This window comes from Mycobacterium sp. JS623, assembly GCF_000328565.1.
Taxonomy (GTDB): Bacteria; Actinomycetota; Actinomycetes; order Mycobacteriales; family Mycobacteriaceae; genus Mycobacterium.
Genome location: NC_019966.1, coordinates 1,177,511 through 1,193,733, shown reverse-complemented (window position 1 = coordinate 1,193,733; position 16,223 = coordinate 1,177,511). Strand labels below are relative to the sequence as shown.

Genomic DNA, 16,223 nt, shown 5'->3' with positions numbered 1-16,223 from the left:
TTGAGGAGAGCACCATGACGGCTACCTACACCTTCGACGTCTTTTCCAGCCTCGACGGCTACGGCGGCGTCAGCGGCGGTGATTGGGGCGGCTACTGGGGCAAGCAAGGCCCTGAGCTGCTCGACCACCGCCTCGCCTTGTACGAAGCCGAGCAGCGGATGGTCTTCGGGGCCAACACCTATCGGGCGTTCACGCAGATATTGGCCTCGGGCGAGGAGACGGTGCATGACCCTTGGGTCACCCGGATGCGGCACCTGCCGGCGACGGTTGTGTCGACGACGTTGGACGGGCCTCTCGACTGGCCAGAGGCGACCATCGTGAGCGGCAACGCCGTCGACGTCGTCGCGCGGCTCAAGGAGGAATCCGATGTGCCGTTGCGATCACACGGCAGCCTGTCGATGAACCGGGCGCTGATGGCCGCGGGCCTCGTCGACCGCGTCCAGGTGACGCTGTTTCCTGTGATCACCGGTCAGACCGGCGATGACGCAATCTTCAAGGGCGCCGCCGACTTCGACCTCGAGCTAATCGAGAGCCGGACGCTCGACGGTCGCATCCAAGAGCTCATCTATCGGCCCACCCTGCACTAGCTGGTCCCTAGCGGGTCGATCGTCCACGCCACATAGAGCATTGCGGCGCTGACCGACGCGGTCGTGACGAAGTCGATGGTCCTGCTGCGCACCGCCAGCAGGCCCACCCGATCCTCGGGGAGCGCCAGCCGAAACGCCGCGGCCACGCCAACACCGATCGCGAGCACCAACCCGCCGCGTCGCCAATAGCCGCCGATCACCAATCCGAACGCCGCCACGATGATCACGCCGACCACCAGGATCGGCCACTGCCCGCCAAACACCTTGCGGGCGAACTCTTTCGGGGTCATCGGTTCCTCGCGCGAGCGCTCGTCAGTGTCACCAAGCGAGGACTTCTGCTCGCTCGACCACATTCGTCAGCAGGAACGCTCGCGTCAATGGGCCCACACCGCCGGGGTTGGGCGAGACGTGACCCGCGACCTCCCACACGTCGGGGTGTACGTCACCGACCAACTTGCCGTCCGCATCCCGCGATACGCCGACATCGACAACAGCCGCGCCGGGCCGCACCATCTCCGCCGTCACCATGTGCGGCATACCCGCGGCGGCGATGATGATGTCGGCCTCGCGTGCCAACTCAGGCAGGTGTCGAGTTGCGGTGTGGCACAACGTGACTGTGGCGTTCTCCGATCGGCGGGTGAGCAACAGACCTAACGGCCTTCCGACGGTGACACCACGGCCGATCACCACGACCTGTGCGCCGGCGATCTCAACCTCGTAGCGGCGCAACAGGTGCACGATGCCGCGCGGCGTACACGGCAGCGGAGCCGGCTCGTTGAGCACCAGCCTGCCGAGGTTGGTCGGATGCAACCCGTCTGCGTCCTTGCCCGGGTCGACACGCTCCAGTGCGGCGTTCTCGTTGAGGTGCTTCGGCAGCGGCAACTGCACGATGTAGCCGGTGCACTCGGGATTGGCGTTGAGCTCATCGATGGTGTCGTCGAGCTTGGCCTGGCTGATGTCGGCGGGCAGGTCGCGGCGAATCGAGTTGATTCCGACCTTGGCGCAGTCGGCGTGCTTGCCCCGCACATAGGCATGCGAGCCGGGGTCGTCGCCGACCAGCACCGTGCCAAGTCCTGGAGTCCGGCCGGCCGCGGTCAACGCCGCAACTCGCTCCTTGAGGTCGACGAAGATCTCGTCGCGCGTGGCCTTGCCGTCCAGTGTGATCGCACCCACGGATCACATTGTGGCAGGCTCCCCTGCATGGACACTCCCCGGAATGTGTTCACCCCGGCCAAGCTCGGCCCGGTGACGCTGCGCAACCGCATCATCAAGGCGGCGACGTTCGAGGCGCGCTCGCCCGGTGCGCTGGTAACCGAGGACCTGATCGAGTTCCACCGGTTGCCCGCCGCAGGCGGAGTCGGCATGACCACCGTCGCCTACTGCGCGGTCTCCCCTGGCGGGCGCGCCAGCGGCAACCAGATGTGGATGCGCCCGGAAGCGGTGCCGGGGTTACGGCGGCTGACCGACGCGATCCACGCCGAGGGCGCGGCGGTGAGCGCGCAGGTAGCCCATGCGGGGCCGGTGGCCAATGCCGCCGCCAACAACGCCCCCGCCCTCGCACCGGTCGGGTTCATGAATCCGACCACGAACGAGTTCACCAAAGAGGCGACCTGCGATGACATCAATGAGGTAGCCGCCCAACACTTCACCGCCGTACGGCTGGCGATCGAGGCCGGCTTCGATGCCGTCGAGATTCATTTGGGGCACAACTACTTGGCGAGCGCGTTCCTCTCGCCGCGGATCAACACACGCGACGACGAGTTCGGGGGGTCGCTGGAGAATCGGGCGAAGGTCGCACGGCAGCTGGTGAGAGCCGCGCGCCTCGCGGTGGACGAAGAGGGCGCGCAGATCGCGGTGACCGCCAAGCTGAACATCGCCGACGGCGTGCGCGGAGGTATCGACATCGAAGAGTCGCTGACAACTGCCAAATGGCTCGAGGAAGACGGCGGGCTGGACGCGATCGAACTGTCGGCCGGTAGCTCATTCGTCAACCCGATGTACACCTTCCGCGGCGACGCGCCGACCACACTGGAGCTCGGAGGAAAAAACTTCTACCGCGAATATCCCTACCGCGAGGCGTACCTGCTGGACGACGCCAGGCTGTTCCGCGCCGAACTGTCGATGCCGCTGATCCTGCTGGGCGGCATCACCAACCGGGAAACGATGGACCTGGCGATGGCGGAAGGGTTCCAGTTCGTCGCGATGGGTCGGGCGCTGCTGGCCGAGCCCGACCTGATCAACCGGATCGAGGCCGACGGCGACCGGCACACGGTGAAGTCGGTGTGCACGCACAACAACCAGTGCTTGCTCAGTATCTACAACCGGACCCACTGCGTGGTCACCGGCTCACCGGATCGCGTCGCAATCGGCTAGCCTCCGGCGGACGCCCGCGGTTCGACGAACGCGACCATCGGCTCTTTGTGGATCACCCATCCCCACCCCGCCAGGATCATCAGTTCCTTCGCCGAGAAGATGTTAGGTGAACTTGTCGTTGCGGGCCACGTACTTACCGCCCTCAATTCCAGCGCCGGGCCCCTGGACCGCGTAGTTGTCTTTCACCCGCATCCCGCGGTACTCGTAGTGGCCCCGGCCATCCACGCAGATGACGACCAGCGATTGTTCGGTGCGGCCGAGCGCTACGGCGGACCTCGGCGCGTCGCATCGGGCGGCCCTGTCGATGAATCCGCGATCATCGGTGCCAAAGGCGCCGGGCTCGGCGCCGGCCTTGGACAACAGATTCGCCAACAGCAGCGCCACAATGAGACCCGCGCACACTAAGAACACCGGGAGCATCGCTCGACCCAGTTTGCCGTGGCGCCCTACCGTGGCCTTTACAGACCGCATGCCTAACCAGAGCATGCTCGCGCTTACGAGAGCGCGCGACTCGCCGTGCCGTGGACCGAAATGTTAACGCCGCCTTCGCCCACATCATCACCGCGCGTGGGGACCGGATCGCGGCGCTGCAACAGATCACCGACACGGCCAGATGGAGCATCGGGCAGTCGTCCTGACGCGCCCCACAGACCAGCCCTCCATCCGGCCTCGGGACCGATAGAGTCGATGCCGATGAGCCGACCAAACGCACCCGCGCTGACCGTTCGGCACGAGGGATCAACGCGGACCTTTTCACCAGGCAATGACGTTGTGGTCGGCCGCGACCTGCGCGCCGACGTCCGCGTCGGGAACCCCTTGATCTCGCGCGCCCACTTGGTGTTGCGATTCGACCAAGGCCGCTGGGTCGCGATCGACAACGGCAGCCTCAACGGCCTCTATGTCAACGGGCACCGGGTGCCCACCGCAGACATTCGGGACGGGATGCAGGTCAACATCGGCAACCCCGACGGTCCGGGGCTGTCGTTCGAGGTCGGTCGCCATCAGGGATCGGCGGGCATGCCGCCGCAGACCACGTCGGTGGCGGTGCCGTCGCGGCCGGGCCCCGCCTACCCGATGCAGGGCCCGCCGACGTCGCGTCCGCAGACGCCTCCTCCGCAGCAGCCGGTGTACCCGCCCGGTCCGCAGCAGCGCTACCCGTCCGGTCCGCATTCCTATCCAAATGGACCTTCGTATCCGGCGAGCACACCGCAACCGGCCCGGCCGGTCGCCGTGTCGCAGCAGTCGATCTCGTCCCCCAGCCTGGAGTCGGTCACCCAGATGGGGCCGACGGCCGCGCCGCGCACCAGCGAGGGCAACCTCGCGACGAGCATGCTCAAGATCTTGCGGCCCGGAGGTGCGCCCAAGGCCCCACCGGGGTCGATCAAGATCGGGCGAGCCACTGACAACGACATCGTCATCCCCGACGTGCTGGCAGGCCGCCACCACGCGACGTTGGTGACCACTGGCAGCGGCACCGAGATCGTCGACAACCGCAGCATCAACGGCACTTTCGTCAACGGTGCGCGCGTCGAGTCGGCGATCCTGCACGACGGCGACACGGTCACGATCGGCAATGTCGACCTGGTGTTCCGCGGCGGCACCCTGGTTCGCCGCACCGAGACCGAGGCTGCGACGCGCACCGGCGGCCTCGAGGTGCACGGCGTCACGTGGACCATCGAGGGCAACAAGACGCTGCTCGATAACATCTCGATGTCGGCGCGGCCCGGCATGCTGACGGCCGTCATCGGGCCGTCGGGTGCCGGCAAGTCGACGTTCGCACGGTTGGTCGCCGGCTACACACACCCGACGACGGGCACGGTGTCGTTCGAAGGACACGATGTCCACGCCGAGTACGCTTCGCTGCGCTCGCGGATTGGGATGGTGCCGCAGGACGACGTGGTGCACGGCCAGCTGACCGTCCGGCAGGCGTTGATGTATGCGGCCGAACTGCGGTTGCCCCCGGATACCAACAAGGCCGACCGCGAACAGGTCGTCATGCAGGTCCTCGAGGAACTCGAGATGACCAAGCACCTCGATACCCGGGTGGACAAGCTTTCCGGCGGCCAGCGCAAGCGCGCCTCGGTGGCGCTAGAACTGCTGACCGGCCCCTCGCTGCTGATCCTCGACGAGCCCACCTCCGGCCTCGACCCCGCGCTGGACCGCCAGGTGATGACGATGCTGCGTCAGTTGGCCGACGCAGGACGCGTGGTGCTGGTGGTCACGCACTCGTTGACGTACCTCGACGTGTGCGATCAGGTGCTGCTGCTGGCCCCCGGCGGCAAGACGGCCTTCTACGGTCCGCCAGATCAGATCGGCCCGTCGATGGGCACCACGAACTGGGCCGACATCTTCAGCACTGTGGCCGGCGATCCGGATGCTGCAAACAAGCGATTCCTTGCGCAGCACGGCCCGCCGCCCCCGCAGCCGCCAGCGCAAAAGCCCGCGGACCTCGGCCAGCCGACGAAAACCAGTCTGCGACGGCAGTTTTCGACGATCGCGCGTCGCCAGATGCGGCTGATCGTCTCCGATCGCGGCTACTTCGTCTTCCTGGCGTTCCTGCCATTCATCATGGGTGTGCTGTCGTTGTCGGTGCCCGGCGACGTCGGGTTCGGCGTGCCTGTGCCCGCGATAAAAGGTGGCGAGGCGCCCAACGAGCCGGGGCAGATCCTGGTGCTGCTCAACGTCGGCGCGATCTTCATGGGCACGGCGTTGACGATTCGCGCGCTTATCGGTGAGCGGGCGATCTTCCTGCGCGAGCAAGCGGTCGGTCTGTCCACGTCGGCGTACATCTTGGCCAAGGTGTTCGTCTTCGCCGGGTTCGCGCTGTTGCAGTCGGCGATCGTCGTCGGCATCAACGTATGGGGCAAGAAGTGGGGCCCGGGCGCCGTGACCAGCGGTGCGGTGATACCCCCTCGAACCCTGGAGTTGTACGTCGATGTCGCGGCCTGCTGTGTGGCAGCGGCGATGACCGGTTTGGCGCTCTCGGCGCTGGCCAAGTCGAACGAGCAGATCATGCCGCTGCTGGTGATCGCGATCATGTCGCAGTTGGTGTTCCAGGGCGGCATGATCCCGGTGACCGGCCGCATCGGACTCGACCAGTTGTCGTGGGTGACGCCGGCCCGGTGGGGTTTCGCCAGCACCGCGTCGACGATCGATCTGCTCAGACTCGTGCCGGGTCCGCTGACTCCGCAGGATTCGCATTGGAAACACGAGGCCGGCACGTGGTGGTTCAACATGGCGATGCTCGGCGCGATCTGCGTTGGCTATATCAGCTTCGTGCGCTGGAAGATTCGCCTCAAAGGCGGCTAGTTTCTACAGGCCGGGCTGGTCGTCGATGATGCCGAGCCAGATCTGGGCGGCGTCGATGGCGACCTTCTCGCTGATGAACGCGTGCTGCGTGCCGGTGTAGAGATCACGAAAGGCTCGCTCGAGCCGACTGCCCTCGCGGATCGAACTGGTGCCCGCGACAAGATGCGCCCACTCTCCGCACGCCCTCGCCACATCGGTGGCGTAGACCGCGGCCACCCGCGTATCGGCGCGCAACGCCGGGGTGAGGTCGTCGCCTGCAGCGACAGCAGCCTCAGCGGTTGTGAATGCGTCGAGCACCAGCAGGCGGGCGGCTCGCCACGATGCGACGTGGTGCGCCAAGCCTTTCTGGAATGTCGGGCGGCTGGCCAGCGACGCCATGTCGCTCATCCGGAACTTCGTGGTCGCCAATTCCTCGACATCGTCGAGCATGCTCTTGGCCACCCCGAGCGCCCACGACGCATGCCCGGCGGCAACGACGGGCATCAGGCCCATGCGTGTCGCCGGCGATGTCCCCCGTTGCGGCTCACGGACCATCAACGGAAAGGTCCGGTACTGCGGCACGAATACATCCGCGGCGTGGTAGTCATAGGAGCCAGTTCCCTTGAGCCCCTGGACAAACCAGCCGTCGGTGAAGATGATGTCGGCGCGCGGCACGATCGCCACCTGCATATCGGGCACGCCTTCGCTGATCCAGCGCACCTCGCCGTCGTCCATCGGCATGAAGCCCGCCGCGATGTACTCCGAGTGCCCGGTTCCGGAGCCGAAGCTCCACGACCCGGTAAGCCGATAGCCGCCGTCGACGGCGTGGCCTTGCCCGTTCGGAAAGAACTGGCCGCCCATGGTGATTCGGTTGTCGTTGGCGGTGAATACCTCGGCGAAACCTTCATCGGGCAGATACACCCCGGCGGCGAACGACGATGGCAGGTTCGCGATGCCGCACCATCCGAATGAGCCGTCCTGCCAAGCCATTTCGATCCATGTCTCGATCATCTCGGCGAACGAGGGCTCTACGCCGCCCGCGGCGACGGGATTGAACGACGACATCAGGCCGCTCGCCCACATCTCGTCGACGATGGCGGGCGTCAGGGTGCGCAATCGCTCCGACTCGACGGCTTGCTCCCGCACCAGATCGCGCATGCCGCGGGCCCGCGCGACGACCTCGCTGTCCAGTGTCGACGTCATGGTCGATGACCGTAGCCTGTCGCGACTCAGGCCACGTCCAAAACCGCCTTGCCTGCGACCCGACGGTCCAGCAGTGCCTCGGCCGCTTCCGCCACGTCTTCCCATGACGTCCGCAAGCCGATCTGCGGGTCGATCTCGTCGGTGGCCAACAGCTCCACTAGGTAAGCGAGATCCGGGCCGAAAGGCGCGCGGACAGTGAACGGTTCCAATCGTTTATGCACGCCGAACTGCCGCTCGGCCTCGAAGTCGATGGTGGTGGGTTGGTTGGACGCCATCCCGATCGACTGCGCGGATCCGCCGTCGTCGACGAGACGGAATGCGTCGGCCAGCAGTTGTCCGCCGACGTTGTCGAGCACACCGAAGACGGGGTTGGTCACGTCGGCAAGGCCGACGACGACCTCGGCCGCGCCCAATTCCTGCAGGCCCGTCCCGCGGGCCTGCGAGCCGACCGTTGCGATCACGTGTGCGCCCGCACGTGCTGCGAGCTGCACCGCGAAGCGGCCGACCCCGCCCGATGCACCGGTGATCAGCACCCGACGACCGACCACTGGACCCAGCCTGCGCAGCGCCTGCAGCGCGGTCACGCCGGCTACCGGCAGTGCGGCCGCCGGCCCGAAGTCGACCGAATCAGGAAGCACCGCAAGGTTTTCCGTCGGCACCGCACGCCGTTGCGCCCAGCCACCCGCGCCGCTGAACCCGACGACCCGGGTGCCGGCGGGTGGCCCCGACCCGTCGGCGGCAGGCTGCACGACGACGCCCGCCGCGTCCCAGCCGGGAACCTCGCCGGGTTTGCGCATCCGATCGATGAAATGCACCTCGCCGAAGTTCAACGCCGTCGCGCGAACTTCGATCAGCGCCTCGGACTCGGCGGCTACAGGTTCGTCGACGTCCGCTAGCCGCAGGTTCGCGCGTGCTCGAGGGTCATAGATGACTGCTCGCATGCCACCGTCAACCGGATCAGACGATGCTTATTCCCTCAGCCGCGGGCTGGGGCAAGCCGCTTGAGGGCGAGCCCACCCTCGAACGGCCGGTAACCGAACGCGGCCGGAGCCACATAACCTGTGTCCCCCAACGGGGTGTGGACCTCGGCGACCGTCGGTCCAATCTGGGCCGCGATCGGCGCCAGCGCCTCCAAATCGAACCGGTATAGCCGCGCCGCATTGCCGCCCAGAATCTTGCGGCAGACGTCCTCGGGCCGGTGATGCAAAGCCCACCGGAGGGCGAGCTTGGAGTGGGGCGCAAAGCCTTCCTCGTGCGGATAGTCACTGCCCCACATGATGTGATCGGCGCCCATGTAGTCGATCATCGAATCCTCGAACGGCATGAGCTCAGCAGCCAGGTAGCAGTTGCGCTTCGCGTAGTCGCTCGGCGCCATGGTCAATTCGTCGATTGACGATCCGCCGAACATCCCGTAGGTGCGGTTGCCCGCTTCGGATTTCATGCTCGGCACCATCGCGTCCAGCATCATCATCTGGTGCTGTAGCCACATCGTGCCCTGCTCCGTCGGCACGAACCGCAGCATTGGATGGCGCTCGAAAACCCCGGCGAGGATCAGGTGGCTGACGGTTCGCTGAGCCCACATTGCCATCTCGGTGACCAACACGGCGTTGGAGGCCGGCTGATCCATCGGCATCGCCGGGCTCCCTGCTCAGGCATGCTGTACCACTGTCAGGTCGAGTTCGGTGCAGAGCGCCCAAATCGGTTCGTAGCGGGTATGGAACAGCGGGGCGACGGTCGGATCACCGGGCGAGACGGCAGGGATGAGCACGCCGCCGAAGCACTCGTGCTCAGCACCCCACCGGATCTCTTCGAGGGCCAAGTCGATGTCGTTGGGGAAAATCTGGATCAAACCGCGGCGGCGCGCAGGGGCCAATGAGCAGAAGTCGATCTGCCAGCGATTGTGCGCTTGCACTCCTGCCCAACGCTTTTCGAACTCTTCGCGGGTACTCGGCAGGCTGATGGTGATGTTGGGGGTAGTCGGGAAGAACGGGGGAATCGTGTTGGGAAGCAGTACCTCCGCGGCCACTGCGTCAGCGTCCATTTCCGACATGCGGAGTTCGTGGTCCCAGTTGCGCTGCGCCGTGGCGATGACCAGGTCGTCGAACGGACTCACATAGGTCTTCGCCCACGCGTCGAACTCGTCGTGCAGTCGGGTCGGCAAGTACGGCTTGTAGTCGTACAGATCGGCCCCTGCGTGGGTGTCCGTCGAGATGACGACGTATCGATCGATCGTTTCCCAGGTATCAGCCATGGGCCCATCCTCGCCCGACCCGGGCCGACGCAGGCGGGATTCGTTGCATTGATTCAGTCAGCGACGTCGTCAGGGTGAATCTTGTTGAGCGGCGCGCTGTCCCGACGTTGACGTCGGCAGCTCACTGATGATGTCGAGGCTGAGAAACTCCGGTGCCTTGATGACCCGCTTGAGCATGAACCGGATGAAAACCGGCATGTCGGACGCGTTCTCGTCGCGGTAAAGCCGCGGTGTGCCCAGTTGGTAGTGGCGCCGTCTGCTCTCCACTTCGCAACCGCCGGCCGCCATGACGTTGCGCACCCAGTCGGCGTTCGAGCCGTACGTCAGCGCGATCACGAATCCGCCCCGACGCCGAAAAGCCCACAACGGCGTGCGGAATGCACGACCGGACTTGCGTCCTCGGTGGATCACGACCGCCCATCCCGGCGCCCACGGAGCGATGAACTTGGTCAAGCGGTTCAGCCCCATCTTGTTGGCCTTGGCGAGCCATCGTGGTGCTGGCATCTCCCGAAACTCCTCACTTGTGGAATTAACGTCCCCACGCTAACCAGCCGTGAACAGAAAGTCAACGGCTGTAGAGTTTTCACCACCATGGCACGCATCGGACGCCCCCCTGGCAAAACCGACACCCGCACCGTGATCCTGGCCGTAGCCCGCCGCATGTTCGCCGAGACGGGATACGACAAAACCTCGGTGCGCGACGTCGCCGCTGCCGCCGGTGTAGACCCCGCGATGATCCGGCACTACTTCGGCAGCAAGACCGAACTGTTCCGCGCGACCATGGGCTGGCCGTTCGAGCCCGCCGACATCGCGGCCCGGATCACCGCCGGAGACCGCGGCGGGATTGGCGAGCGACTCACGCGTGTGTTCTTCGAGGCGTGGGAGCGACCGGATTCACGTGCACCACTGCTGGCGATTCTGCGAGGAGCCGCTACTCACGAGGAGTCGGCGAACCTGGTGCGCCAATTCATTCAGGGACAGGTGTACGCACACATCGCGGCCGCTCTTGGGTCAACGGATGCCGAGCTTCGGATCGACCTCGCGATGTCGCAACTGCTGGGCATCGCGTATCTGCGGCACATCCTGTGCGTGGAACCTGTCGCTTCGACACCGGTGAACGAACTGGTCGAGCGAATAGCGCCGATCGTCAGCCGCCACCTCACCCCATAACGGCATACACAAAGCGGCAGACCGCCCTGAGCGACGGTCTGCCTGTCTGTTTGGCCGTCACCCCGATCAGAACGGCACGTCCACGAACCCGTTCGTGGTGTTCACGTTGTCGTGGTTGTCGACTTGATAGTGAGGGGCGACGGGGTTGGTGACGATAACGGCCTGGGCCGGTGCCGCGAGGCCGAGCACTGCTGCGGTCAAACCAGTAGCGACCAGGGTGGCAAATCCGACTGTCTTCATTGCGATGCCTTCTTCCGTGTTCCGTTCGACCAATCTTCTAACTCCATTGGCCGGTCTAACCGGTTAAACACCGTGGTGAAGGCGTATAATTCCGCTGGCAGAAATTGACCGGCGGTTGGCAGTAATCACCTACGCCCAAACGCGCGAGACTGCGGGGAGATCGAGTTCTGCAACGCGACGACGATCTCCCCGCAGTTTCGGCGTGCCTAAGCGCCGTGGATGTCGAGACCGTGTGCGGCGGCGAAGGCCATCGCCTGCTCGATGTCGACCTTCGCGCCACGGAGCGCGGCAGCGGTCCAAAACGTCGGATCGACACGCGCGCCACGCAGATCGGCTTCTTCCAGCTTGGCGCTCTGCACACGGGCGCCGGACAGGTCGGCGCGTCGCAGCACAGCTTTGCGCAGGTCGGCTTCCACCAAACTGGCTTCCCGCAGCCGGCAATCGGACAGATCGACACTGCGAAGATCCGACGCGCCGAGAACGGTCAGCGTGAAGTCCACCTCGACGAATTTGATCGGCCGCATACGGCATTCGGTAAAGACCGAGCCCAGGAAACTGCAGTGTCGAAACACGCTGTGCAGCAAGGATGTTCGGCGGAACGTGCAATTGCGAAAAGCCGAGCCCTCGTGGTCGGATTCGGATAGGTCGGCACCGCTGAAGTCGCAGTTGGTGAACACCACGCGTTCGGTGCGCAGCCGGCTCAGGTCTTCGTCACGGAAGTCGCGGCTGTCGAACTCGCGCTCGGCCCAGACTGTGCCGTCGTCAACCACGAACTGGCGTCAGGCTGTTCAGCGCGTACTCAGTGATTGCGATCAACGCGGTTTTGGTCGAATGGCGGTCGCGCGCGTCGACGGTGATTATCGGAATGTCTTCACGCAGCGCCAGCGCCTTGCGCACCGCCTGCGCGGGATGCCTTGGCGCCCCATCGAATTCGTTGATCGCGATCAGGAACGGCAGCTTGCGCGCCTCGAAGAAGTCGACCGCGGCGAAGCTGTCCGCTAGCCGTCGCACGTCGACAAGGATGATGGCACCGATGGCGCCGCGAACCAGGTCGTCCCACATGAACCAGAACCGGCGCTGCCCCGGCGTGCCGAAGAGGTACAGCACCAAATCCTCGGCGAGCGTGATGCGGCCGAAGTCCATCGCCACGGTGGTGGTGTTCTTGGTCGGGGTCAGCTCGAGTCCGTCGACGCCCGCCGACGCGTTCGTCACCAACGCCTCGGTGCGCAGCGGCATGATTTCCGACACCGCACCCACAAACGTCGTCTTGCCGGCGCCGAAACCACCGGAGATGACGATCTTCGTCGAGGCGGTGTCCCGCCTGTCAGAGCGCTCGTAGGCCACGCAGCGTCCTTCCTATCAATTCACGTCGTTCGTCGATGGTGGTGGAGTCACCCAGCGTGGTGTGCACCCGTAGATAACCTTGCGTCACGAGGTCACCGATAAGCACGCGCGCCACGCCGAGAGGCAGCGACAAGACTGCGGCAATTTCGGCGACCGATGGGCTGTCGGCACACATTGCGAGGATCCGGCCGCGCACGTCGTTGCCCGGCCAGCGTGCCGCTTTCGGTGGCAAGAGGACAGTCTCGATCGGAGCCTCGAGCGGCAGATTGACCCGGGAATCGGTACGGCCGGCCGTCAGGGTGTACGGCCGAACCAGCTGCGGTTCGCCCGTATCGTCAGATTCCCAGAGCGATCCCCCGGTCGCTTCGTTCCTGCCCTCCCGATGGTCCATAGGCCACTCACGAGTGCTGCGGGGAGCGTCGTGCCGATTGGACCATGGCGCCGACTCGCTCCACCAAAATGGCCATCTCATAACCGATTTGGCCAATATCGCAGTTGCGGGTGGCCAAAGTCGCGAGGTTGGAGCCGTCGCCGACGCGCATCAACAGCAGATAGCCGTTCTCCATCTCGACGACCGACTGCAGCACATACCCGCCGTCGAACAACTGGGACGCGCCCGTCGACAGGCTCGCGAGGCCGGAGGCCACCGCGGCGAGTTGGTCGGCTCGTTCGGTCGGCATGTGCTCACTCGCCGCCATCAGCAGTCCGTCGGCCGACACCAACACGGCGTGCGAGACACCGGATACTTCGCGGGCGAACTTCGAGACCAGCCAGTCGAGCGAATCGCGCTGCGTCGAACGTGGCGGGTAGGTCATTCGTTATCGGTTCCTCTGGTCTCTTGGGCATGTGATCGGCCAGCCCGCACCCCACCGAAATGGTTGCTGATGCTTGCGCGGACGGCGTCTGGATCGCGGGGCGGAATCGGTCCGCCGCCGGTGCCGAACTCAGCCGCCGATGCTACCTCGTCGTCGCCGCGGTCGCTCCTGTGCGCACCACCGTTGGCGTGCCGCGTACCGTTCGACGGGCTTGCGGCTTCCACCGCGCCCGGCACCAGGCGCGCGCCAGGCTCGCGCACGGGCAGACCCTCCTCGGTGTGCTCGGCGACCGGGGCGTCGTCCGCCGCCGCGGCCACCGACCAGCCGTGATCCCAGACCGATTCCCAATTCAGGTCGTCGCTCTTGGCCAGGTCGGTGGGGTCGACGAGCCATTCGGACAACATCCTCTGATAGATGGCGTCATCGGCGCCTGCCGTCGCAGACGGTTCCTCCACCGGGTGTCGCGTTGGCTCGGGCTGCGGCTGCTCCGCAGCGGCGGGCGGCTGACTTTGCGCGGGAGGTTGCGGCTGCGACTCCTGTGCCTCCGGCGCGGTAGGCACGCCGTTGCTGGCGGCCTGCGCGCGCGACGCGAAGAACGCCGACGTGTCGACTGGAGCCCTGTCGACGTCGGGCTGCGGCGCCAAGCGCTGACCCCATGGCGGCACCTCATCCGTGTGCGCAGGCATCGAATCCTCGGGCCACAGCTCCTCGGCCGGCCACTCGTCGGCAGGCTCTTCCTCTGCGGGCTGCGTCAGCGAGGCGGGGATGTCGGAGATCCCGCTTGCGCCCGGATTGCGTTGCGGCAACAACGCGACGGGCACGTGGCCGTTGGTGTACTCGTGCCCGGGTTCTTCAACGAAGTCGTGATCCTCGTCGAGCGCCAGCGCGGTATGGATGCCGGCGTGCGCGTCGGCGGGGATCCCGTACTCGGGTTCGCCGAACTGATCAGGCGCAGCCCCGCCCACGACGAGCCGGTGACCCGGCACGAACACACCGGCAGTGGTGCCCGAATTCGGTTCGCCCGCAATGGTGCTGCGCAACCGGACCACCAGCCCGTGCTGCGAGGCGAGCCGCCCGACCACGAACAGGCCCATGTGCCGGGCGGTGTACGGGTTGACCTCGCCCCCGGACTGCAGTCGAGTGTTGGCCACCCGCAGATCGGATTCGGTCATGCCGATGCCGATGTCGCTGACCTCGATGACCAGCCCGCCATTGCCGGTGTGCACTGCCGACACCCGCACCTGGGAGATCGGCGGCGAGTAGCGCAACGCGTTGTCGAGAAGCTCGGCCAACAGGTGCACCAGATCGCCTGCGATGGCGCCGACGATCTCGCTATCGGGCACCGTCGCGGTGACCACCCGCGTGTAGTCCTCAACCTCGGAAGCGGCCGCGTTGATGATCGCCGACACCGGGACCGGCTCAACCTGTTCGCGGGGCACCTTGGCCCCTGCGAGCACCAGCAGGTTGGCTCCGTTGCGGCGCATCCGAGCGGCGAGGTGGTCCAGCCGGAACAGGCTCTCCAGCCGCTCGGGATCCTCTTCGTTGCGCTCGAGGCGGTCGATCAGCGAGAGCTGCTGGTCCACCAGCGACCGACTGCGGCGCGACAGCGTCTCGAACATGTCGCTCACTTGCAGCTGCAGCCGGGACTGTTCGCTGGCCAGCAGGACGGCCTGCTCGTGTAGCTCATCGACGGCGTGCGCGACCTGGCCGACCTCTTCGGAGGTGTACACCGGAATCGGCTGAACGTGGCCGGGCTCCGCACCGGCGCGGACCCGATCCAGTTCGCGGGCCAGGTCGTCGTGTGCGACCTTCAGCGCGCTGTCGCGAAGGCGACGCAGCGGACGCACCAGCGACCTCGCCACCAGGATGACGAGCAGCAGCGCCACCAGCATCGTGCAGACGACGATCGCGGTGTCGCGGATCGCGGCCGTGCGCTGCGCGGCAGCCTGGCTCTCCACCGCATCCGTCACCGCTTTCGAGGTGTCGGCGACCATCTTGTCCGCGATCTGTTTCGTCGCCTGGATCGAAGCGCTCAGGTCCGGATTGTTGACCAGCACGGCGGCCGGGTCGGACATGATCGCCATCCGCTTGACGAACTCTTGCTGCAGCTTCTGGGCTTCGGGCGAGCCGATGCCCAGCACCTGGCTCATGCCGAACAGCGTCGAGGGTTCGGTGCCCGCCACCGTGGTCATCGACATCCGCAGCTCGGGGTCGGCCAGCTCACCGCCGAGGTTCACCAGCAGCTGCTGAATCATCATCTGGCCCCGCGCGCCGACGGCCCGGCTCAGGCCCAGCGCCTGGGCGCGGATGCGCTCGTCATCCACGCGCACGGAGCCGTTGATGGCGTCCTCGGCGGTCAGCAGGATGGGCGTGTAGGCCTGTACGCGGTCGCGCAGCCCGACGCTGTTGGCCGTGACCTTGTCCATCAGCGCCTGACCGGCGCCGATCATGGTCGTCACACCCTTGTTGACGTCCGGTGCGACATCGGTTGCGGTCAACCGTCGCTGCAAATCCTGGCGGGCGCTGTCGAATTTGGTCAGCGCCGCCTGGGTGTCACCACCGGTCGAACTCGCCAGCATGGCGGCATCGAGCGCTCCCATGTAGCTCTGGATCGCGGGCACCATTTCCGCGCGATCGGCGGCGCGGCGCAAATCGGCGGCGTCCGTCGCACTCGAGTAGATGCGCAATCCACCGAACGTCCCGGCGAGAACCAACGGCACCAAAACGATCGCGAAGACTTTCCAGCGGACCGGCCAATTCGTGATCGACCATCGCGACGGTCGCTTGGCGGGCCGCTGCGGCTTTGGTTCGAAATCAACGACCGTGCCATCGGCCTTTTTCAGCTGCGAGAACGCGGTCATGGGCGGCCGCCGGTGCTATCGGTCGCCTGCCCGCAATTCAGTAATGGAGCGTCGTTCATATGACTTCCTGCTGATTTCGCCCACCGATGGG

At 66.0% G+C, this 16,223-nt stretch carries 16 protein-coding genes and 1 pseudogene; 4 read left to right on the top strand and 13 right to left on the bottom strand.

Annotation, left to right across the window (positions count from 1 at the left end; translation table 11 throughout):
• The first annotated feature begins 14 nt into the window (after positions 1-14).
• Positions 15-587, top strand: coding sequence for a dihydrofolate reductase family protein (locus MYCSM_RS05685; protein WP_015305185.1), 573 nt, complete (start codon positions 15-17; stop codon positions 585-587).
• On the opposite strand, the gene MYCSM_RS05680 is transcribed toward MYCSM_RS05685, so the two are convergent.
• On the bottom strand, positions 584-877 hold the full coding sequence (locus tag MYCSM_RS05680; RefSeq protein WP_015305184.1) for a DUF3017 domain-containing protein: 294 nt from the start codon (positions 875-877) through the stop codon (positions 584-586). The two genes, MYCSM_RS05685 and MYCSM_RS05680, sit on opposite strands and share 4 nt — an antisense overlap.
• Before the next feature lie 28 nt (positions 878-905).
• Positions 906-1,760: a bifunctional methylenetetrahydrofolate dehydrogenase/methenyltetrahydrofolate cyclohydrolase gene (locus MYCSM_RS05675; protein ID WP_015305183.1), complete on the bottom strand. Its 855-nt coding sequence runs from the start codon at positions 1,758-1,760 to the stop codon at positions 906-908.
• A 27-nt stretch (positions 1,761-1,787) separates the two neighbouring features.
• On the opposite strand from MYCSM_RS05675, the gene MYCSM_RS05670 reads away from it, so the two are divergent.
• Positions 1,788-2,960 carry an NADH:flavin oxidoreductase gene (locus tag MYCSM_RS05670; RefSeq protein ID WP_015305182.1) on the top strand — a complete coding sequence of 391 codons (1,173 nt, stop codon included), beginning with the start codon at positions 1,788-1,790 and terminating at the stop codon, positions 2,958-2,960.
• Positions 2,961-3,062: 102 nt separating this feature from the next.
• On the opposite strand, the gene MYCSM_RS05665 is transcribed toward MYCSM_RS05670, so the two are convergent.
• Positions 3,063-3,431, bottom strand: a complete 369-nt coding sequence (locus MYCSM_RS05665; RefSeq protein ID WP_157681280.1) for a hypothetical protein — start codon at positions 3,429-3,431, stop codon at positions 3,063-3,065.
• Positions 3,432-3,647: 216 nt separating this feature from the next.
• Here MYCSM_RS05665 and MYCSM_RS05660 point away from each other — a divergent pair, with 216 nt between their 5' ends.
• Positions 3,648-6,269, top strand: coding sequence for an FHA domain-containing protein (locus tag MYCSM_RS05660; protein WP_198345004.1), 2,622 nt, complete (start codon positions 3,648-3,650; stop codon positions 6,267-6,269).
• 3 nt (positions 6,270-6,272) lie between these two features.
• On the opposite strand, the gene MYCSM_RS05655 is transcribed toward MYCSM_RS05660, so the two are convergent.
• From MYCSM_RS05655 to MYCSM_RS05640, 4 genes and pseudogenes are all read right to left on the bottom strand, one after another.
• Positions 6,273-7,451, bottom strand: a complete 1,179-nt coding sequence (locus MYCSM_RS05655) for an acyl-CoA dehydrogenase family protein (protein ID WP_015305179.1) — start codon at positions 7,449-7,451, stop codon at positions 6,273-6,275.
• Between the two features lie 26 nt (positions 7,452-7,477).
• The gene (locus MYCSM_RS05650; RefSeq protein ID WP_015305178.1) at positions 7,478-8,392 is read right to left on the bottom strand and encodes a zinc-binding dehydrogenase; all 915 of its coding nucleotides are present in this window, start codon (positions 8,390-8,392) and stop codon (positions 7,478-7,480) included.
• 35 nt (positions 8,393-8,427) lie between these two features.
• Positions 8,428-9,702: pseudogene (locus tag MYCSM_RS05645) on the bottom strand (amidohydrolase family protein).
• A gap of 69 nt (positions 9,703-9,771) precedes the next feature.
• Entirely contained in the window at positions 9,772-10,206 is a 435-nt protein-coding gene (locus MYCSM_RS05640; protein WP_015305177.1) for a nitroreductase family deazaflavin-dependent oxidoreductase, read from the bottom strand.
• A gap of 87 nt (positions 10,207-10,293) precedes the next feature.
• On the opposite strand from MYCSM_RS05640, the gene MYCSM_RS05635 reads away from it, so the two are divergent.
• On the top strand, positions 10,294-10,872 hold the full coding sequence (locus MYCSM_RS05635) for a TetR/AcrR family transcriptional regulator (RefSeq protein WP_015305176.1): 579 nt from the start codon (positions 10,294-10,296) through the stop codon (positions 10,870-10,872).
• Positions 10,873-10,938: 66 nt separating this feature from the next.
• Here the strand turns inward: MYCSM_RS05635 and MYCSM_RS37730 are convergent, their stop codons facing one another.
• From MYCSM_RS37730 to MYCSM_RS05610, 6 genes are all read right to left on the bottom strand, one after another.
• Positions 10,939-11,112, bottom strand: coding sequence for a hypothetical protein (locus tag MYCSM_RS37730; protein WP_015305175.1), 174 nt, complete (start codon positions 11,110-11,112; stop codon positions 10,939-10,941).
• Positions 11,113-11,318: 206 nt separating this feature from the next.
• A complete protein-coding gene (locus MYCSM_RS05630; RefSeq protein WP_015305174.1) occupies positions 11,319-11,882 on the bottom strand; it encodes a pentapeptide repeat-containing protein in 564 nt (187 codons plus the stop codon).
• The gene (locus MYCSM_RS05625; RefSeq protein ID WP_015305173.1) at positions 11,875-12,456 is read right to left on the bottom strand and encodes a GTP-binding protein; all 582 of its coding nucleotides are present in this window, start codon (positions 12,454-12,456) and stop codon (positions 11,875-11,877) included. The genes MYCSM_RS05630 and MYCSM_RS05625 overlap by 8 nt, the downstream gene beginning before the upstream one ends.
• Positions 12,437-12,847, bottom strand: a complete 411-nt coding sequence (locus MYCSM_RS05620) for a DUF742 domain-containing protein (protein WP_015305172.1) — start codon at positions 12,845-12,847, stop codon at positions 12,437-12,439. Before MYCSM_RS05620 ends, MYCSM_RS05625 begins: the two co-directional genes overlap by 20 nt.
• 7 nt (positions 12,848-12,854) lie before the next feature.
• The gene (locus MYCSM_RS05615) at positions 12,855-13,271 is read right to left on the bottom strand and encodes a roadblock/LC7 domain-containing protein (RefSeq protein ID WP_015305171.1); all 417 of its coding nucleotides are present in this window, start codon (positions 13,269-13,271) and stop codon (positions 12,855-12,857) included.
• The gene (locus MYCSM_RS05610; RefSeq protein ID WP_015305170.1) at positions 13,268-16,132 is read right to left on the bottom strand and encodes a sensor histidine kinase; all 2,865 of its coding nucleotides are present in this window, start codon (positions 16,130-16,132) and stop codon (positions 13,268-13,270) included. The genes MYCSM_RS05615 and MYCSM_RS05610 overlap by 4 nt, the downstream gene beginning before the upstream one ends.
• Between the last annotated feature and the right edge of the window lie 91 nt (positions 16,133-16,223).